Raw genomic sequence first — 18,790 nt, forward strand, 5'->3', positions numbered from 1 at the left:
CACCGGCCTGGTAGGGAGTCGCCCCGTCGTCCCTTCCCGGTCCTGCGTGGCGCCGGGCGGGCGGCCACCCCGCGCGGGCGCACAGAAAAGGGCGGCGGCCTCCGGAGAGACCGCCGCCCATGCCTTTCAGAGACGGAGAGGTCTAGACCTCGTCGTCGGCGTCGGACTCGTCCGCGGCCTCGTCGAGGTCGCCGTCGACCTCGAGCGCCGCCTTGCCGAGCTCGGCGTCGGCCTCGGGGCCGTCGTCCTCGGAGCCGTAGGCCTCGTCGACGATCTCGCCGGCCGGGACCTCGAGGACCTCGGGCACGTCGACGTCGTCGACCGAGTCGACGGTCGGGCCTTCCACGTCGAGGGGCGTCGTGACGTCCTCCGGCGTGGCGTCGGCGGGCTTGTTGGCCTCGGCCGCCGCCATCTGCTGGCGCAGGGCCGCGAGCCCGGAGAGCTCACCGATCGTCGCCGGGCCGGACTGCGTCGAGCCGTAGCTCTCGACCTGCTTGCGCTCCTCGCGCTGCGCCGCCCGCTGCTCGCGGTACTCGGCGTCGCGCTCGGCGCGCTCCTCGGAGCGGGCCTTGGCCGTCTCCGACATCACCAGCTCGCGGTCCTCGCGGTCCATCCGGATGACCTGGAGCTCCAGCTCGTCACCGATCTGGTAGGCGTCGGCCGGACGGCCGCCGCGCTGCAGGTGCGACGCGGGCACGAAGGCCTCTACGTCCATCGGCAGGTCCACGACGACACCGCCGTCGTTGATCTCGGCGACCACGCCCGAGGCCTCGGAGCCCTCGGTGTACACCTCCGCCACCTTGGCCCACGGGTCGGTCGAGACCTGCTTGTGGCCCAGGCTGATCCGGCGCTGCGCGATGTCGATGTCGATGACGATCACGTCGAGCTCCATGCCCTTCTTGACCACCTCCGACGGGTGCTTGACGCGGCGCGTCCAGCTGAGGTCGGACACGTGGACGAGCCCGTCGATCCCCTGCTCGATCTCGACGAAGGCGCCGAACGTCGTGATGTTGCGGACCTTGCCGCGCGTGATCGTGCCGACCGGGAACCGCGCGAGCAGACCCTCCCACGGGTCGGGCTCGAGCTGCTTCATGCCGAGGCTGATCTTCTTGGTGTCCTCGTCGACCTTGAGCACCTTGACCTGGACGGTCTGGCCGAGCTGCACCTTCTGGGTGGGGTGCTTGACGTGCTCCGTCCACGACATCTCCGAGATGTGCACCAGGCCTTCGATGCCGGGCTCGATCTCGACGAACGCGCCGTAGTCGGTGATCGAGACCACGCGGCCCTCGATCTGCATGCCCTCGACGATGCGCTCCGCGAGGTTCTCCCACGGGTGCTCCTGGAGCTGCTTGTAGCCCAGGGAGATCCGCTGGCGCTCCTTGTCGTAGTCGAGGACGACGACGTTGAGCTTCATGTCGAGCTCCAGGACCTCGCTCGGATGGCCGACCCGGCCCCACGAGATGTCCGTGATGTGGAGCAGGCCGTCGACGCCGCCCAAGTCGACGAAGGCGCCGAAGTTGACGATGTTCTTGACCTGGCCCTCGAGGACCTGGCCGACTTCGAGCGAGTCCAGGATGTGCTTGCGCTGCTCCTGGAGGTCCTTCTCGATGAGCGCCTTGTGCGAGATGACGACGTTGCCGTTCTGGGGATTCGTCTTGACCACCTTGAACTCCATCGTCTTGCCGATGTAGACGTCGAAGTCGCGCACGGGGCGGACGTCGACCTGGGAGCCCGGGAGGAAGGCCTCCGAGCCGAGCAGGTTGACGATCATGCCGCCCTTGATCCGCTTGACGATCTCGCCCTCGATGACGGCGCCGGACTCCAGCGCGCCCTCGAAGATGTTCCAGCGGAGCTTGTGGTTGGCCTTGTCGTAGCTCAGCGTGAGCTGGCCGCGGCGGTCCTCCAGGCGCTCGACGTAGACGTCGATCTGCTCGCCCATCTCGGGGACCTCGGCGAACTCGTTCTTGGCGACGACGCCGTCGGACTTGAACCCGATGTCGACGACGATCTCCTTGTCGGTCATCCCGACGACCGTGCCGGTCACGATCTGGTCGGCCTCGACGGCCGAGAGCGAGCCCGAGTAGAGCTCGGTCATCTCGTCGGACGAGGCGCCCGTGTCGGAGACCTGCGACGAGGCGCCGATGCCGGACACGCCAGCGTTCGCGGAGTCGACCTCGTTGAGCTCGTCGATCGAGATCGTGCGGCCGAGCGACTTGCCGGTGTAGCCGAGCTGGGCGGCCGAGTCGGCGCCGTCGCCGGCGACGGCGTCGGCGACCGAGCCGGTGACAGCAGCGGCAGCGTCGCCCGCCGCGTGAGCGACGGTCGAGGCCACCTTCTTGGCGGTCTCGGTGACGGCCTCGGCGGCGTCTTTGGCGGTCTCGGAGACGGCCTCAGCGGCGTCGGAGACGGCGTGGGTGATCGTGCCGAGGAGGCCCTCCTTGGGTTCCTCGGTCTCCTTGGGCTCGTCGTCCGCCGGCGGGTCGGTCGGGGCCATCGGGTCGTCCGGGTTGGGGCCGGAGTCCTCTTCGCCGGTCGTGCCGCCCTCGTGGGACGCGTCCGTGGCGGTCTCGGAGGTCGGCTCGGGGGCCGTGGGCGTCGTGGCGCCGTCGCCGGTGCCGGTCGTGGCCTCGGGGGCCGGGGTCGAGTCGACGTCGGTCGTCTCGGGGGTTTGGGGGTTGTCAGCCATAGGGCGTGCTCGGTCGCTCACCGCCCCGAGGGGCCTGAAGCGTGGCGGCGACCGGAGAGAGTCTGGAGGAAAAACAGGCGCCTCGAACGGTGCTTCGACCCGGAGTGGGCCGCGCGAGGCGAAGGGTCAGGCGGCCGGGCTCGTGGTGGCGCGGCGGACCGCGTGCAAAACGTGCTCGACCTGCTGGTCGATGTCGAGGGTCGTCGTGTCGAGCGTGACGGCGTCGGGCGCGGCGCGCAGAGGCGCAATCGCCCGGCCCTCGTCGCGCGCGTCACGCGCGGCGAGCTCGGCCCGAACGGTGTCGAACGCCGCGTCGGCGCCGTCGGGTCCGCCGAAGTCGGCGAGCCGGCGGGCGGCGCGGGCGTCGAGGTCGGCGACGAGAAAGAACTTGACGTCGGCGTCGGGGAAGACGACGGTGCCGATGTCGCGCCCCTCGACGACGACGCCGCCGCCGTGGGAGGCGACGTAGTCGGCTGCGGCCCGCCGCTGGAGCGCGACCATGGCCGCGCGGACGGGCCCGAGCGCACTGGCTTGCGACGCGTCGACGGCGGCCTCGGGCGTCCGGATGCGGGCGGTCACGTCGTCGCCGTCGAGGGCAACGCGCGTGCCGTCCGGGCCGGGCCGGAGGGCGACGTCGAGGGTGTCGACAAGGGCGGCGGCGGCGGTCTCGGTAAACGGGAGGCTCCGCTCGCGGAAGGCGAGCCCGACGGCCCGGTACATGGCACCGGTGTCGAGGTAGAGCCACCCGAGCCGGTCGGCCACCTGCCGCGCCGTCGTGCTCTTGCCGGACCCGGCGGGCCCGTCGATCGCGACGATCACAGTGTGGTGCTCAGGGGAGCCACCCAGTATAGGCCCCTGGGCCCCGCGTTCGCGTGCGGGCGGTGTGAGGAAGCGGTGAGGCCCATCGCGTTCTGTGGGCTCCGTTTGCAGGCGGGCCCCGCTGCGATCCGCCCCCGGTGGCGGCGCCTCTCCCCTTACGCCCCGACGGTGGACTCGGCCCGCACCGCCCGTTTCCCCAACAGGTGCACCTCTCGATGCGCTCACCACGTCCTGTTCTGAGTCATCGCCTCCGCAGCTCGCGCCCTTCCTGGCGGACACCGGTCCCCAGCCCGACCTCGACGACCCCGTCGCGTGGCTGCGTGCGTCGACCGGATGCAACAGCGCCCCGCCAGCCAGAAGCCGACGGGGCGCTTGCGCGAGCCTGGGACGCCTAGCGCTCGGCCATCAGTTCCGTGCCCGCGAGCGTCTCGGCGACGTAGCGCGTGAGCATCGTGAACAGGTGGCGGCGCGTGTTGCCGCCGTAGATGCCGTGGTTGCGGCCGGGGTAGAGCATCATGTCGAACTGCTTGCCCTCGGCCTGCAGCGCGTCGACCATCACCATCGTGTTCTGGACGTGGACGTTGTCGTCGGCGTCGCCGTGGACGAGCAGGAGCCGCTGGTCGTCTTCGAGGTTGGCCGCGTACGTGACCGGGCTGCCGGCGTCGTAGCCGGTCGGGTTCTTCTGGGGCGTCGAGAGGTAGCGCTCGGTGTAGATCGTGTCGTACTGGCGCCAGTTGGTGACGGGCGCGACGGCCATGCCCATCGAGAAGGTCTCCGGCCCCTCGCCGTACGTCATGGCCAGCAGCGTCAGGTAGCCGCCGTAGCTCCAGCCCCAGATGCCCATCCGGTCCTCGTCGACGTACGCCATCTCGCCAAAGTGCTGGGCCGCGGCGATCTGATCCTCGGCCTCCAGGATGCCGAGCCGGTTCTGGGTCGCCGTCTTGAAGGCCTGGCCGCGCCCGCCGGTGCCCCGGTTGTCGACGCCGGCCACGAGCACGCCGTACGTGTCGGCGAGGTAGTGGTGCCACAGGCGCTCGGTCCCGCCCCAGCTGTTGCGGACCTCCTGGCTGCCCGGCCCACCGTAGGTGTGGATGAGGAGCGGGTACTCGCGCGTCGCGTCGAAGTCGCGGGGCTTGACGAGGTAGGCGTTGAGCGGCGTGCCGTCCTCGCCGGGCACCGTCATGAACTCGGCGGCGGGCAGCTCATACGCCGCGAGCCGGTCGCGCAGGTCGGCGTTGTCGACGAGCACCTCGACGAGCGTGCCGTCGCCGCGGTATAGCGTCGTCGTGGCGGGCGTGGTCGCCGTCGAGTAGGTGTCGACGAAGTAGTCGAAGTCGCGGCTGAGGTCGACCGAGTGCCAGCCGGCGCCGGTCGTGAGGCGGACCGGCGCGCCGCCGGCGAGCGGGACGCGGTACAGGTGCCGCTCCATTGGCGACTCGGCGGTCGTGGTCACGTACGCCATCCCTTCGGCCTCGTCGACGCCGTGGAAGTCGGTCACGTCGTAGTCGCCCGAGGTGATCTGGCGGACGAACGTGCCGTCGTTGCGGTAGAGGTAGAGGTGCGAAAACCCGTCGCGGGCGCTGCGCCAGACAAAGTGGTCGCCGTCGCCGAGGTACGTGATGGTGCCGGTCGACAAGTCCGAGAAGCCGGTCTCGACCTCGATGTAGCTGTCGTTCTCCTCTTCGAGCACCTGGGACAAGCCGGCCGTGGCCGGGTCGCCGTAGAGGAGGTCGGCGTGGTTCTGGTCGCGGTTGAGGCGGAGCATCCAGACGTGCGAGGTGCCGTCGGCCATCTCCGGGGTCCAGCCCATCGAGGCGATGTACTCGGTCTCGTCGCCGCCCTCAAACCAGGTGTCGGTGTCGAAAAAGCGCGTCTGGCCGGTCGTCACGTCGACGACGCCGACGCGGACCTCGGCGTTCGTCTCGCCGGCCTTGGGATAGCGGAACTGCATCGTCTCCGGGTAGAGCGTCCGGAAGTCGGTCATCTGGAAGTCGCGCGTGCCGGTCTCGTCGAGCTGGAAGAAGGCGATGTAGCGGCCGTCGGGGCTCCAGCGGAACCCGTCGCGCAGGCCGAACTCCTCCTCGTAGACCCAGTCGAAGGTGCCGTTGATGACGCCGCCGGGCGAGCCGTTCGTGGTGAGCGCCCGCTCGCGCCCGGTGTCGAGGTCGACGAGGTAGAGGTTCCGGTCGCGGACGAAGGCCACGCGCTCGGCGGCGGGGTCGAACTTGGCGAACATCTGGAACCCGTCGGCGCGGTCGGCGACCGGGGTGACGGCGCCCGTCGCGTTGTCCAAGACGTAGTAGTAGCCCTTGGTGTTGAGGCGCCAGACGCGCTCGGAGTCGGTGTAGAGCAACGTTTTGGAGCCGTCGGCAGAGGTCGCGTAGTCCTCGATGGCGATGCGGCCGTCGCCGTCGGGCTTCCCGAGCGTGGCGCCGTCGATGAGCGTGCGGGTGGCGTCGGTCGTGAGGTCGCGCTCGACGAGGCTGGAGGTGCCGGCGGCGCGGTCGGTCTCGACGTACATCAGCCGGGCGCCGGACTCGGCCCAGCGGCCGCCCTGGAAGCCCTCGCCGTAGAACTCGGGGCTGGCGAAGAGGAGTTCGAGGGTGAGGTCCTTGGCCGCCTGGGGGCCGGCGGCGCGGGGGGCCTGCTCGACGGTGCCGGACGGGGCCGGCATCGACGTGTTGGCCGGGGCCATCGTGGCCGGCGCGGCGCACGCGCCGAGGCCGAGCGCGAGCAGGAGGAGGACGGACGGGGCGTATCGGAGGCGCATATGGAGAGCGGTGGGAGCTGGCGGAATCTACGGCCTGGGGAACGGCCCCTCCGGGCACGACGGTGTCCGGGGCGCGCGAAAGCGCCCTTTTCGGATGCGGGCGGCGGATCGCCACCGATGACGGCGCTCGCTCTACCGACGGCCCCGCACAGGCCACCACTGACCGACCACGGTCCACTGACGGCGGCGCACAGCCTATCGGTGGCCGCTCGCGGTCCGACAATGCCCGCTCATCGTTCGACAATGGCGTCTGATCGTCCGACAACGCTGTCTCATCGTCCGACAATGGCCACTCATCGCCCGACAACGGTGTCTGATCGTCGGACAATGCCGTCTCATCGTCGGACAACGGCGTCTGATCGATGGACAACGCGGGCTGATCGTTAGCCAACGGCCTCTGATCGGAGGACAACGGGCGCTCATCGGGGGACAACGGGCGCTCATCGTCGGACGGCGCCGCGCGGAGGGGTCCGGGCGCCACTGGCGGGAGGCCGTGTGGGGGACGCCTAACGGGCTCGCGCTCGGGGCCGCCGTGGCCGACATTGCCCCGGTCCCACCCGTTTCGCCATGCGCCTCGCCCTGTTTCTGACCCTGCTCGCGCTCGCCGCCTGCGACACCGCCGCTCCGGAGCCGAGCATCGCCCTCAACGCTCGGCTCCCCGAGGTCTCCGTGCTCCCGACCGCCACGCCGCTGACCTTCGATCTGGGCTCGCACTTCGAGGCGAACGAGGCGGCGGGCGCGCTCACGTTCCAGGCGTTCTCGGAGGACCCCGCCGTGGCGGATGTGGCGGTCCGGGGGTCTGAGATGACCGTCACTTTCAAGGCTCCCGGCCGGACGGCGATTCGCGTGACCGCGACGGCCGGCGGGGTCCAGGCGATCGACGCGCTCGCCGTCCACGTCCAGCTCGGCCCGCTCGCGGGGCAGGCCGACTTCGTGCCGATGGCGCCCGGCACCGTCTGGGACTACGACTACACCTTCACGCACGACTGCTTCGCGCCGACGACCACGCGGAGCGGGCGGGTCACCGTCACGTTCGCCTCGGTCTCCGACGAGGTCGACGGGGAGCGGACGTACACCGCCGAGCTCCACGCCGACTACCTCGAGGAGCGCACGCAGGACGGGACGACCGAGCAGACGTCGGTCGACGAGCGCTCGACGATCACGGTCTCGGAGACCGCCAGCGGCGTCGCGTTCGGAACGTCGGCCCTCACCGACCTCCGGTTCCTGACGCCGCGCCTCCTCCCGCGCTACCACCCGGCGACGAATGAGTTCGCGATCGTCAACGTCAATCCCAACCAGCAGGTGACGTTGCGGAAGGGCCTGGCCCCGTCCATCGTCCCCCTCAGCGGCCCTTGCTTCCCCGAGGCGACGTTCGCGCCACGCTAGCGGCGCCGAAGTGACTTGGCGAGGCGGCGGCGGAGAGCTCACCTTTGAGCGGTCCTCCCGCCCCGCCATGCGTCTCGCGCTGCTGGCCCTCGCCCTCGTCCTTGCCGCCTGCGACACGACCGTCGACCGGGCCGTGCCCCCGGCCGGCGACTTCCCGGCCGTCTCGCTGGCGGCGCTCGTCACGGCCGCGCCCGGCCGGTACAACGTGGCCGGCGTGGTCCAGTCGGTCGAGGCGTGCGACGTGTCCCGCCTTGCGCTGTGCGCGGCGGCCGGCGTGCTGGCGGTCGGCGACGCGCTCGCCCCGGAGACGGACCCCGGCCCGCCGGTGGTGATGGCGCTGGTGGACGTACCGGAGGCGTGGGCGCGCGGCGACCGGGGCACGTTCTCGGTCGAGACGCTCGCGCCGCCCGGGAGCCCCCACACCGTCGTCCGGGTGATCGGGTACTCGCGGTAGTCGGTTGGGGGATGAACCGCCAGTGGGTGGTCTCGCGCCAATGGTGGGGGATCGCGGTCGGTCGTCCCCTCACCCTGCCCCTCTCCCGCAGGGAGAGGGGACGCCGTAGGCGAGGCTCGCGCCGGCCCGGCTCGCGGAACCCGCAACGCCCCAGATCCGACCTCCCCTCCAGCCTGTCCCCGCGCAGGCGGGGGGAGGGCGACGGGGAGGGCGACTAGGCGTTGTAGCCAGTCGCGGGGACCGAGAGGCGGAAGGTGGCGCCGTGGCCGCGCGTGCTCTCGACGGCGAGCGTGCCGCCGTGCGCCTCGGCGACAGCCTTGGTGATGGCGAGCCCCAGCCCCGTCCCCGTCCCGCGCGTGCGGGGGCCGTCGCCCCGGTAGTAGCGCTCGAAGACGTGCGCGAGGGCCTCGGCGTCGATGCCCTCGCCGGTGTCGGCGACGGTCAAGAGGATCTGGCCGGCGTCGACGCGCGCCGCGAGCGTGACCGTTCCGTCGGCGGGCGTGTGGCGGCGCGCGTTGTCGAGCAGGTTCGAGAGGGCGCGGACGAGCCGGGCGCCGTCGGCCTCGACGACGGGCAGGCCCGGGGCGACCTCGACCTCGAAACGGACGCCAGCCGACTCGAAGGCGCGGGCGTGGCGGGCGGCCACGTCGCGCACGAGCTCGCCGACGGGCACGGGCCCGGGGCGGAGCGCCTGGGGGCGGTCGAGGATGGACAGCTCGAACAGGTCGGCGACGAGGTCGGCGGCCCCCTCGGCCTGGCGGCGGGCGGCGGCGAGGTCGGCGGCCACGTCGTCGTCGCGGCCCTGCCCGGCGTGGCGCTCGGCCTCGTCGAGCGTGGCCCGGAGCGCCGCGAGCGGAGTCCGCAAGTCGTGGCCGACGTTCGCGACCAGCTCGCGGCGCAGCCGGTCGGTGTCGCGGAGCTGAGTGATCGACGCTTGGACGCGCGCGGCCATCTCGTTGACGGCTGCTGCCAGCCGGCCGAGTTCGTCGTCGGACGTCTCGGGCAGGCGCTCGGCATACGCGCCCTCCCCGATCCGCTCGACGCGGCGCGTGACCTCGCGGATGGGGCGCACGAGGCGGGAGGAAAACAGGGCGCCGAGCAGGAGCGCGAGCCCGACCGCGAGCGCGACCGTCACGGCCGTCGCGCGCCAGAACGCCTGGCGCGTGCCCCGGCGCTCTTCGACGAGGGTTTTGGTAAGGGGGCGCACGAGCAGAGCGCCGGCCGGGAGCCCGTCGGCGGCCAGGATCGGCGCGAGGCCCCAGGTGTCGCCGCCGAGGGCGACGTCGACGCGGCCGTCGTCGAGGGCGTCGAGGGCGGCGGGCGGCACGTCGGGAACGGGCTCGTCGCCCAGCGTCGCCACGACGGCACCAGTCTCGTCGAGGAGCGCGAGCGGGTCGGGGAAGCGCGTCCCGAGGTCGGCGCGGAGCCGGGGCGACAGCGTCAGCTCGCCGAACGGCCCGATCTCGGCGCGCGCCTCGACCTCGTCGGCCACGGCGTCGAGGCGGAGCTGGAGCGTGCCCGCGAGCAGCTCGTCGGTGCGCGCTTGCGCGAACACGCCGCTGAGCACGACCGCCAGCACGGCCGTGGCCACCTGCGCCCCGACGAGGACGGCGGCGACGGCCCAGAAGACGGTGGACCGGCGGGTCGGGGAGTCGGTGGGTCGGTGGGCCAGAGGTCAGGCGGGGGTCAGCGAGTCGGTGGGTCCGTCGGTGGTCGATCCGTAGGTCGGTTGTCCGCCGATCCACAGACGTACCGACTCACGGATCGACCGTCCCACTGAACTTGTAGCCGACGCCCCAGACGGTGCGCACGAACTGGGGGTCGCCGGGGTCGGCCTCGATCTTGGCGCGCAGGCGCTGGACGTGGCTGTCGATGGTCCGGTCGTAGCCCTCGTACGTGATCGCCCAGATCTTTTCCAACAGCTGGCTCCGCGTGAACGGGCGGTCGGGGTGGCCGGCGAGGAACGCCAGCAGGTCGAACTCGCGGACCGTCAGGTGCACCTCCGCGCCGTCGACGGTCACCTCGCGGCGGACGGTGTCGACGGTGAGCGGCCCGGCGACGATCGGCGCGTCGTCGTCGGCCGAGGACCCGGCGGCGAGCTGCTCGCGGACGGTCTGGACGCGGCGGAGCGCGGCGCGGACGCGGGCGACGACCTCGGGCAGGCTGAACGGCTTGGTGACGTAGTCGTCGGCGCCGACCTCGAGGCCGACGACGCGGTCGAGCTCGCCGGCCTTCGCGGTCAGCATCAGGATGTAGAGGAGCGGGTGCTCAGCGCGCAGGCGGCGGCAGACCTCGACGCCGTCGAGCCCGGGCAGCATCACGTCCAGGATCACCAAGTCGGGCACGCGCTCGGCGACGGCGTCGAGGGCGTCGGGCCCGGCGGCGGCGGTGTCAACGGCGTAGCCCTCCTCGCGGAAGCGGCGGGCGAGCGTCTCGCGGAGGTCGTCGTCGTCCTCGACGACGAGCAGGGAGGCGGTGGGCATCGGGTCGGTGGGGGGGCACCGCGAAGCTAGGCCGCGCGCCGGACGGCGGGGCGGGCGGGCCGAAGCGGGACGGAGTCGCCACGGTTCTGTGACAGGATGCGCGGCCCCGGTGCGTTCTTCCAACCGACTGACTCCTGCCCATGCGCTTCGTCCTGCTCCTGCTCCTGGCCGCGCCCCTCGCCGCCCAGCCGTCCGCCGACGCCATCGTCGAGGCGTGGCTGGCCGACTGGCGCCTCGTCGCCCGCGGCGTCGACCGCATCGAGGCCGACGAGTCGGCGGTGTGGACGGTCGACGGCCCGCGCGGGGTGCTCGAGGTGGAGGCCGACGGCGTGCTGATCTGGGGCCAGGGCCGGCCGGAGCGCGCGGTCGACCGGCTGGTCGTCGACGGCGAGCGCGTCGACGCGCGGCGAGCGGGTGCGGCGGGCGACCGGTGGCAGCGCGCGTTCGGGCCCGCCAGCCGCGAGGTGCTCCGGCCGCCGGGCCTGCCGGGCCGCCTGATCTCGCGCGGCGAGCCCGTCGAGGCCGCAAACGACACGTACGCGGGGCAGCCCGCCTGGCGCGTCACGTTCGGGCGCGGCGGGCAGGCCTGGTTTACGCGCTCGGCGGCCTCACCCCGGCTGCTGGCGATCCGCATCGAGGGCGAGCGCGAGGGTCGCGGGGGCCGGCGCGGCCGCGGCGGCGAATCGGGCCGCCTTGTGCGCGAGGTCCGCTACGTCCGCGTCCGTGGGCTCGACCTCCCCGCCTCCGCCGACACCCAGTTCACGATCCGCCAGCGGCGGCGGCTGCGGGAGTATTTCGTCACCCTGACGGCGTCGGCGGGCTATTCCCGGCACGTCGTGCGTTAGCGCGGACGCCAGTCGTTTGCCTTCAACTCGGGCCGCCCGCGTTTCCCCGAGAGAAGAGGAAACGAGGAGCGGAGGCGTAGGGGGTGCCCTCTTCCCCTCCCCCCTCTGCTCTGATCGCCCCCCCTCCTCTTTCGTCTTTCCCACGCCTCCATGGCCCTGTCGCTCCCCTACCCAGAGGCCGGCCTGTCGGACGAGGCCGCCGCCGCGCACGCCCTGAACCGGCTGGCGTTCGGCCCGCGCCCCGGCGAGGTCGCCGACGTCGCGCCGGATGTGGCGGGGTGGATCGAGCGCCAGCTGACAGGCGTCGCCGACCCCGGGCTCGACCGCCGGCTCGCCGACGTCGACTGGGTGGGGATGCCCGCCGAGGACATCGTCGAAGTCTATGTCACCAACAACACGGCGCTGCGCCGGGCCGTCGCCCGGGGCGAGATGGCGGCCGGCACCGTCCCGCGCGAGGTGGCCGACGAGCTCCGCGCCTGGATGGAGCGCGAGGGGCTGAAGCCCCAGCGCGTGCTGCGCGACGGGATGGTGACGGCCAAGCTGATGCGGGCCGCGCACGGCGAGAACCAGCTCCGCGAGGTGCTGGCGGACCTGTGGTTCAACCACTTCAACGTGTCGGCGCGGGGCCAGCGGGTCGCGCTCGTGGCGACGTATGAGCGCGACGCGCTCCGCCCCCACCTGCTCGGCCGCTTCCGCGACCTCCTCGGCGCGACGGCCCGGCACCCGGCCATGCTCTCGTACCTCGACAACGCCAGCTCGCGCGCGCCCGAGGGCACGCCCGTGACGGTCGGCCGCGACAGCCGCCGGGGCGGGCTCAACGAGAACTACGGCCGCGAGCTCCTGGAGCTCCACACCCTCGGGGTCGACGGCGGGTACACGCAGTCGGACGTGCTGGCCGTCGCGCGCGCGTTCACCGGCTGGACGATCTACCCGTACCGGGGCCGCGAAGAGGGCATCGACCGCCAGCGCGACGCCGTCGACCGCCTCCTCGACCGGACCGACCACGCCGTGCTCGACGGCCTCTTCCTGTTCCGCCCCAACTGGCACGACGCCGCCCCGAAGACCGTCCTCGGTCGCCGGCTGCCCGCCGGGCGGGGGATCGAGGACGGCGAGGACGTGCTCGACATTTTGGCGGCGCACCCCGCGACCGCACGCCACATCGCCCACACGCTGGCCGTCCGGTTCGTGGCCGACGACCCTGACCCCGCGCTCGTCGGCCGCCTGGCGGCCGTGTTTTCTGAATCCGACGGCGACCTGGGGGCCGTGATGCGGGCGCTCGTCGAGGACCGTGCGTTCTGGGACGCCGCGGCGGCCGGGCCCGACGGCGCGCCGTCGAAGGTCAAGACGCCGTTCGAGTACCTCGTCAGCGCGGCGCGGGCGACGGGCGCCGAGGTGCGCGGGAGCCGGGGGCTGGCGCGCGCCCTCCTGGAGATGGGCGAGCCGATCTACCACGCCGAGCCGCCGACGGGCTTCCCGGACCACGCCGAGGCCTGGGTCAACGCCGGGCTCCTGCTAACGCGCATGAAGCTGGCCCTGACGCTGGCGGCCGGCGACCTGCCCGGCGCCCGCCCCGACCTCGACGCGCTCACGGACGGCCGCCAGCCGGAGTCGGTCGACGCCGCCCTCCGCACCTACGTCGAGTCGCTCCTGCCCGGCCGCGACGCATCGCCCACGATCGCGCTCTTGAAGCCGATCGTCCACGAGCCCGCCTTTGCGCGCCGGCTCGCCGAGGCCGCTGAGCCCGAGGCCGCGATGCCGGACCTCGACGACGACGGCGTCTTCGCCGACCGCGACGCCGCCCCCCCCTCGGCCCGGGACACGGCCGCGTTCGTCGTCGGCGTCGTGCTCGGGTCCCCCGCCTTCCAGCGCCAGTAGCCATGATGTCCCGTCGCGCATTCCTGACCGCCGGAGGGCTCACCGTCGTCGCCGCGGGCGTCGGCGGCGTCCCCTCGTTCCTCACCCGCGCCGCCGCGTCGACGCCGCAGGGCGTGTTCCGGCGCCGCAAGGTGCTCGTGACCGTCTTCCAGCGCGGCGCCATGGACGGGCTCGCGGCCGTCCAGCCCATCGCCGACCCGATGCTGCAGCGCCTGCGCCCGACGCTGTCGCTCGGCGCGAGCGACCTCGTCGACCTCGACGGGCGCAACGGGCTGCACCCGGCGCTCTCCCCGCTGGCGCCGTATTTCCGCGAGGGGCGGCTGGGGATCGTCCACGGCGCCGGCTCGCCGGTCGCCACGCGCTCGCACTTCGACGCGCAGGACTTCATGGAGACCGGCCGGCCCGGCGACAAGTCGGCCGAGACGGGCTGGCTCAACCGGGCGACCGGGCTGCTCGGCCACGAGCCCGAGACGCCGTTCCAGGCCGTCGCGCTCACGCCCCAGCTCCCGCTCTCGCTCCGCGGCCCCGCGCCGACACTCGCGATCGCGCGGCTCGACGACTTCGGCATCACCGGGACGGGCAGTCTGGCGGCCGGCGAGACGCTGGAGGCGCTCTACGCGCAGACGACGGCCGACCTCCTCTCGACCTCGGGCAGCGAAGGCTTGGACGCGGCGCGGCTGCTCGAAGAGGCCCGGCTGGGGCAGTACACGCCCGCGAACGGCGCCGAGTACCCGCGCTCCGAACTCGGCGAGAGCCTGCGCCAGATCGCCCAGCTCATCAAGGCGGACGTCGGGCTGGAGGTCGCCTTCGCGGAGGCGGGCGGATGGGACACGCACGCGCGCCAGGGCGCGGCGCGCGGCTCGTTCGCCCGGCGCGCGGAGGACCTCGCGCAGAGCCTCGCCGCGTTCTGGACCGACATCGCCGCCCACCACGACGACGTGACCGTGCTCACGATGACCGAGTTCGGCCGGACGGTCGCCGAGAACGGGACCGGCGGGACCGACCACGGCCGCGCCTCGGCCATGTTCGTGCTCGGGAATGACGTGCGCGGCGGCGAGGTCCACGGCGCCCCGCTCGTGCTCGACCCCGACGCGCTCGAGGACGGCCGCGACCTCCCCGTCACGACCGACTTCCGGTCGCTCTTCGCGGGCGTCGCGGGCGGCCACCTCGGGATCGCGACCGGCGAGGCTCTCTTCCCCGGCTGGTCCGGCACACCGCTCGACATCGTGCGGGGCTGACTTGCTGGCGGGTCGCTCGCCAGACCCCCCGTCCGCGCAGCGCCCAGGCGCCAGCGCCTGCGCCAGCATCAGAGCGGTGCTGCCCTGTTGGTACGACGCCGCGCAGACTGTCCCCCTAGCCAAGGGGGACAGCCAGGCCGAGCGCTGAGCGCAGCGATGCGCGGGCTGGCGGGGGGTCTGCTGAGCGGGCCGCTGGAACCGAACTCCTTCCTATCCTCCCGCTACTTGTAGACCGAGTCCGCGTCGAAGACCGGGGTGCCGACCGTCTCCAGCGCACCGTCCTCGACCTTGCGGTAGAAGCAGGTCCGGTGGCCGGTGTGGCAGGCGGCGCCGCCGACCTGCTCGATCCGGAACAGCAGCGCGTCGCCGTCGCAGTCGATGTGGGCCGACTTGACGTTCTGGACGTTGCCCGAGGTCTCGCCCTTGACCCAGACCTTCTGGCGCGAGCGGCTCCAGTACGTCATCACGCCCGTCTCGAGCGTCTGCTGGAGGGTCGCGCGGTTCATGTACGCGAGCATGAGCACGTCGCCGGTGGCGTCGTCCTGGGCGATCGCGGCGACCAAGCCGTTGTCGTCGAATTTGGCGGCGTCGAGAAGGGGCTGGAGGTTCATGGAGGCGGGGGGTCTGAAAGCGAGGTGTGGGGTCCGAAGTTGAAGCGCGACGGCCGCCAGCGTTTCCCCCCGGCGCCAAATCTGCCCGTTCCTCATTCCCCGCCCCTCGTTCCCCGGGGACACCGGGCGCCGCTGTGCCGTTCTTCCGCCCGTGCGCCGACTCCTGCCCCTGCTCCTGGTCGCCCTCGCGGGCTGCGCCACGCCCGCCGCCCCGACGGGCGGGCCCGCGGACTCGACGCCGCCGACGCTCGTCGCCTCGCTCCCGGCCCGGGGCGCGACAAATGTGACCGACCGAACGGTCCGGCTGGCGTTCTCGGAGCGCCTGCAGCCCGCCGCCGCGAGCGCCGTCACCATCACGCCCGTCGGCGACGCGCGGCCCCAGATCTCGGTCCGGGCCGACGAGGTCGAGATCCGCTTGCCCGAGCTGCGCGACTCGACGACGTACGTCGTCACCATCGGGACGGAGTTTGCCGACCAGCGCGGCGTCCGCATCCGCGCCCCGATCACGCTCGCGTTCTCGACCGGCAACACGATCGACGGCGGGGCGATTGCAGGATCCGTCCGCACGCCCGACGGCGCCGCCGCGCCCGGGCTCGACGTGTGGGCCTTCGCGCTCGCCGACTCGGCCGCGACGCCGACCCTCGACGGTGCGCCCGACTACCGGACCGAGACCGGCGCCGACGGCGCCTTCCGCCTCGACTACCTCCGCCCCGGCCCCTACTTCGTCGCCGCCGTCGACGACCGCAATCAGAGCGGCCGCGCCGACGCGGGCGAGCGGTTTGCCGCCCCGCCCCGCGCCGTCGTCCGCGCCGACACGACGGATGCGCCCCCGCTGGCGCTCATCGTGACCGCGCTCGACTCGATCCCTCCGGTCGCCCAGCGAGCGAGAGCGCTGTCCGACCGCCGCGTCGCCGTCCGGTTTTCGGAAGCCGTGACGCTCGTGGACCGCAGCGCGCTCGCGATCGCTGACTCCGCGAGTGGCGCCGCGCTCCCGGCGACCGTGTACCAGACGCCCGAGGCACCCTTCGAGATCGTCGCCGTCACCGCGAGCGCGATGAGTGGCCGCGTGGTCGTGAGCGGGACGGGCGTCGTGGCCGACTCGGCCGGGCTGGCGGCCGCGCCGTTCCGCTTCGTCGTCGATCCCCCGGCGCGAGCCGACACGGCGCAAGCCCGCGTCGTCGGGTTCGTCCCGGCCCGACGCGACTCGGTCGTCACGCTGCGGCCGGGCGAGGCCGCAGGCGTCCGGTTCGCGGTCCCACCCTCGCCCGGCGTCGTCGCCGGGCTGGCGGTGATGCGCGGCGGCGAGCGGGTTTTGGCCACGTTCGAGACGTCCGACGGCGTCACCTTCACCGTCGACTCGCTGGCGGGCGCCTTCCGGCTCGTCGCGCCGAGCGGCGACTCGACGCGCGCGCAGGCCTTCGCCGTCCCGGCCGCCAGCGAGACCGGCGGCCTCGTCGGTCGCGTCACCGCCTACGGCCCCGTCGTGATTGAAGCGACGCCCGAGGTGGGTCCTCCGATCGTCGTGCGCGCGAACGCCGATGGCACGTTTGCCATCTCGGGCCTGCTGCCCGGCTCGGTCGCCCTCCGCGCTTTTGTCGACCGCGACGGCGACGGGCGGTGGAGCGGCGGCCGGCTCCGTCCGTACCTCGCCCCCGAGCCCCTCGTCGTCCTGCCCCCCGCGACGGTCCGGGCGCGGTGGGAGACCGAGATCGACCCCGTGACGCTGTGACCGACACCCTCCCCCTCGTCTCGGCCGGCGCCATGCGCGCCGCCGACCGCGCCGCCATCGACGACTGGGGCATCCCCGGGCGCGTGCTCATGGAGACCGCTGGGCGAGAGGCCGCGCGCGTGATCGCCGAGCGGTTCGAGATCGCCGACGGCCACGTCACCGTCCTCGTCGGGACCGGCAACAACGGGGGCGACGGGCTCGTGGTCGCCCGGGTGCTCGCGGACCGCGGCGCGCACGTCCGGGCTCTCGTGCTCCCCGGCGACGGCACGCTCGACCGGGCGGCGAACCTCGCCCTGCTCGACCGGCTGGCGGGGGCGTCGGACCGTATCGAGGTCGTCCGGTACGACACGATCGGGCAGGCGGCCAACGCCCCGGCGGATCTCGTGGTCGACGCCCTCCTCGGCATCGGCGCCAGCGGCCCGCTGCGCGAGCCGGCCGCGACGCTGTGCGCGTGGGCCGACCGCCAGCCCGCCCCGGTCGTCGCCATCGACGTGCCCTCGGGCTTGGACGCCACGACCGGCCGCGCCGCCGACGGGACGCCGACCGCTGCGCTCACCGTCACGTTCGGCGCCGTCAAGACCGGGCTGCGGACCGGGGACGGGCCCCGGCTCGCGGGCGACGTGGTGAGCGTCGAGATCGGGATCCCGGCGTCGGAGCTTCGCGAGCGTGCGACGGCGTTCGAGGTATCGCGCGAGCTTGCGGGACGTTGGCTACCGGTCCGCGCGCCCGACGCGCACAAGTACACGGCCGGACGCGTGCTGGCGGTCGTCGGGAGCCGCCACTTTACGGGCGCCGCCGTGCTCTCGACCGCCGCCGCGTACCGCGCCGGCGCCGGCGCCGTCGTCGCCGTCGTGCCCGCCTCGGCGCGCGAGACGGTCGACCGGGCGACGGCCGAGGTGATGGTGGAGGCCGCGCCGGAGACGCTGACGGGCGGGCTCGCGGCCGACGCGGGTGCGATCCTGGAACGCGCCGCGAGCGCCGACGCCGTGCTCGTCGGGTGCGGGCTCGGGCGCGAGCCGGAGACGCTCGCGCTCGTCCGCGACCTCGTCGCCCGCGTCGAGGCGCCGCTCGTGCTCGACGCCGACGGGCTCGCGGCGTTCGCCGGAAACGCGGATGGCCTGCGCCAGCGGTCGGCGCCCCTCGTGCTGACGCCCCACCTCGGCGAGCTCCGCCGCCTGCTCGGAGACGACGACTTCGACCCCGACGACCGCTTGTCGACCGCGCAGGCGCTTGCGGCACAGTGGGGAGCGACGCTCGTGCTCAAGGGGATGCCGAGCGCCGTCGGGCGGCCGGACGGGGCCCCGCTCCTCGGCCCGCCCGGCATCCCAGCCCTCGCGACGGCCGGCACGGGCGACACCCTCGCGGGCGCCATCGCGGGCCTGCTGGCTCAAGGGCTCGCGCCCGACCGGGCGGCCGTGTGCGGGTTGTGGCTCGGCGCCGAGGCCGCCCGGCTGTGGACCGCCGAGCACGGCGCCGCTGGTCTCCTCGCCTCCGACATCGTGGCTCGGCTCCCCGATGCTGCCAACGCCTTGCGCTCGTGAAGCCGCTCACCCTTGCTGTCCTGTGGACGGTGCTCGTGGTCGTGGGCCTGTCGATCCCCGGCGAGGCCGTGCCTCCGCGCGAGATGCTGCCGTTCGCGGCCGACAAGTGGGTCCACGCCGGAATGTTTCTGGGCATCGGGGCCCTCTGGCTCCAGGCCCTGCCCGGGCGGACGTGGGCCGTTCTCGTCGGGGGACTCGTCTTCGCCGTCGCCTCCGAGATCTGGCAGTCGATCCCGATGATCGGCCGGTATTCGGACCCCCTCGATGTCGCCGCCGACGCCGTCGGGCTGGTCGTCGGCGTGGCGCTGGCGGCCTGGCTGGCCCGGCGCGCGAGCAACGATCGGTAGGGATCG

The 18,790-nt window shown here is 73.4% G+C and carries 14 protein-coding genes; 8 read left to right on the top strand and 6 right to left on the bottom strand.

All coding sequences use genetic code 11. The annotated features are described in order from the left end of the window. Positions 1 to 142 precede the first annotated feature (142 nt). The 3 genes from rpsA to ACLIRP_RS09005 form a co-directional block, all read right to left on the bottom strand. On the bottom strand, positions 143 to 2,686 hold the full coding sequence (gene rpsA / locus ACLIRP_RS08995) for a 30S ribosomal protein S1 (protein ID WP_412063631.1): 2,544 nt from the start codon (positions 2,684 to 2,686) through the stop codon (positions 143 to 145). A 126-nt stretch (positions 2,687 to 2,812) separates the two neighbouring features. Further along, complete coding sequence (gene cmk / locus ACLIRP_RS09000; protein ID WP_412063632.1) at positions 2,813 to 3,505, bottom strand: (d)CMP kinase; 693 nt, start codon at positions 3,503 to 3,505, stop codon at positions 2,813 to 2,815. 391 nt (positions 3,506 to 3,896) lie between these two features. Further along, the gene (locus ACLIRP_RS09005; RefSeq protein WP_412063633.1) at positions 3,897 to 6,275 is read right to left on the bottom strand and encodes a DPP IV N-terminal domain-containing protein; all 2,379 of its coding nucleotides are present in this window, start codon (positions 6,273 to 6,275) and stop codon (positions 3,897 to 3,899) included. 567 nt (positions 6,276 to 6,842) lie between these two features. On the opposite strand from ACLIRP_RS09005, the gene ACLIRP_RS09010 reads away from it, so the two are divergent. Beyond that, positions 6,843 to 7,661, top strand: a complete 819-nt coding sequence (locus ACLIRP_RS09010) for a hypothetical protein (protein ID WP_412063634.1) — start codon at positions 6,843 to 6,845, stop codon at positions 7,659 to 7,661. A gap of 67 nt (positions 7,662 to 7,728) precedes the next feature. Further along, positions 7,729 to 8,115, top strand: a complete 387-nt coding sequence (locus ACLIRP_RS09015; RefSeq protein ID WP_412063635.1) for a hypothetical protein — start codon at positions 7,729 to 7,731, stop codon at positions 8,113 to 8,115. Between the two features lie 214 nt (positions 8,116 to 8,329). Here the strand turns inward: ACLIRP_RS09015 and ACLIRP_RS09020 are convergent, their stop codons facing one another. After that, on the bottom strand, positions 8,330 to 9,706 hold the full coding sequence (locus ACLIRP_RS09020; protein ID WP_412063636.1) for an ATP-binding protein: 1,377 nt from the start codon (positions 9,704 to 9,706) through the stop codon (positions 8,330 to 8,332). Positions 9,707 to 9,872: 166 nt separating this feature from the next. After that, entirely contained in the window at positions 9,873 to 10,598 is a 726-nt protein-coding gene (locus ACLIRP_RS09025; protein WP_412063637.1) for a response regulator transcription factor, read from the bottom strand. A 140-nt stretch (positions 10,599 to 10,738) separates the two neighbouring features. Here ACLIRP_RS09025 and ACLIRP_RS09030 point away from each other — a divergent pair, with 140 nt between their 5' ends. From ACLIRP_RS09030 to ACLIRP_RS09040, 3 genes are all read left to right on the top strand, one after another. Beyond that, the gene (locus tag ACLIRP_RS09030) at positions 10,739 to 11,443 is read left to right on the top strand and encodes a hypothetical protein (protein ID WP_412063638.1); all 705 of its coding nucleotides are present in this window, start codon (positions 10,739 to 10,741) and stop codon (positions 11,441 to 11,443) included. A 150-nt stretch (positions 11,444 to 11,593) separates the two neighbouring features. Continuing rightward, positions 11,594 to 13,318: a DUF1800 domain-containing protein gene (locus ACLIRP_RS09035; RefSeq protein WP_412063639.1), complete on the top strand. Its 1,725-nt coding sequence runs from the start codon at positions 11,594 to 11,596 to the stop codon at positions 13,316 to 13,318. A 2-nt stretch (positions 13,319 to 13,320) separates the two neighbouring features. After that, positions 13,321 to 14,556 carry a DUF1501 domain-containing protein gene (locus tag ACLIRP_RS09040; RefSeq protein WP_412063640.1) on the top strand — a complete coding sequence of 412 codons (1,236 nt, stop codon included), beginning with the start codon at positions 13,321 to 13,323 and terminating at the stop codon, positions 14,554 to 14,556. Positions 14,557 to 14,777: 221 nt separating this feature from the next. Here the strand turns inward: ACLIRP_RS09040 and hisI are convergent, their stop codons facing one another. Then, positions 14,778 to 15,167 carry a phosphoribosyl-AMP cyclohydrolase gene (hisI, locus tag ACLIRP_RS09045; protein ID WP_412063641.1) on the bottom strand — a complete coding sequence of 130 codons (390 nt, stop codon included), beginning with the start codon at positions 15,165 to 15,167 and terminating at the stop codon, positions 14,778 to 14,780. A gap of 151 nt (positions 15,168 to 15,318) precedes the next feature. On the opposite strand from hisI, the gene ACLIRP_RS09050 reads away from it, so the two are divergent. Genes ACLIRP_RS09050 through ACLIRP_RS09060 form a run of 3 tightly spaced genes read left to right on the top strand, consistent with a single transcriptional unit; the run spans position 15,319 to position 18,784 of the window. Continuing rightward, positions 15,319 to 16,896, top strand: a complete 1,578-nt coding sequence (locus ACLIRP_RS09050; protein ID WP_412063642.1) for an Ig-like domain-containing protein — start codon at positions 15,319 to 15,321, stop codon at positions 16,894 to 16,896. Next, positions 16,893 to 18,437, top strand: a complete 1,545-nt coding sequence (locus ACLIRP_RS09055; RefSeq protein ID WP_412063643.1) for an NAD(P)H-hydrate dehydratase — start codon at positions 16,893 to 16,895, stop codon at positions 18,435 to 18,437. The genes ACLIRP_RS09050 and ACLIRP_RS09055 overlap by 4 nt, the downstream gene beginning before the upstream one ends. After that, positions 18,434 to 18,784, top strand: coding sequence for a VanZ family protein (locus tag ACLIRP_RS09060; RefSeq protein ID WP_412063644.1), 351 nt, complete (start codon positions 18,434 to 18,436; stop codon positions 18,782 to 18,784). Before ACLIRP_RS09055 ends, ACLIRP_RS09060 begins: the two co-directional genes overlap by 4 nt. Positions 18,785 to 18,790: the final 6 nt, after the last annotated feature.

The organism is Rubrivirga halophila (assembly GCF_046845755.1).
Lineage (GTDB): Bacteria > Bacteroidota > Rhodothermia > Rhodothermales > Rubricoccaceae > Rubrivirga.

What these genes read in the sequence shown, in the direction of transcription:
- ACLIRP_RS09025 (WP_412063637.1), bottom strand. Translation starts at nt 10,598, where the DNA reads ATGCCCACCGCCTCCCTGCTCGTCGTCGAGGACGACGACGACCTCCGC.
- ACLIRP_RS09005 (WP_412063633.1), bottom strand. Translation starts at nt 6,275, where the DNA reads ATGCGCCTCCGATACGCCCCGTCCGTCCTCCTCCTGCTCGCGCTCGGC.
- ACLIRP_RS09010 (WP_412063634.1), top strand. Translation starts at nt 6,843, where the DNA reads ATGCGCCTCGCCCTGTTTCTGACCCTGCTCGCGCTCGCCGCCTGCGAC.
- ACLIRP_RS09015 (WP_412063635.1), top strand. Translation starts at nt 7,729, where the DNA reads ATGCGTCTCGCGCTGCTGGCCCTCGCCCTCGTCCTTGCCGCCTGCGAC.
- ACLIRP_RS09035 (WP_412063639.1), top strand. Translation starts at nt 11,594, where the DNA reads ATGGCCCTGTCGCTCCCCTACCCAGAGGCCGGCCTGTCGGACGAGGCC.
- hisI (WP_412063641.1), bottom strand. Translation starts at nt 15,167, where the DNA reads ATGAACCTCCAGCCCCTTCTCGACGCCGCCAAATTCGACGACAACGGC.
- ACLIRP_RS09040 (WP_412063640.1), top strand. Translation starts at nt 13,321, where the DNA reads ATGATGTCCCGTCGCGCATTCCTGACCGCCGGAGGGCTCACCGTCGTC.
- ACLIRP_RS09030 (WP_412063638.1), top strand. Translation starts at nt 10,739, where the DNA reads ATGCGCTTCGTCCTGCTCCTGCTCCTGGCCGCGCCCCTCGCCGCCCAG.
- rpsA (WP_412063631.1), bottom strand. Translation starts at nt 2,686, where the DNA reads ATGGCTGACAACCCCCAAACCCCCGAGACGACCGACGTCGACTCGACC.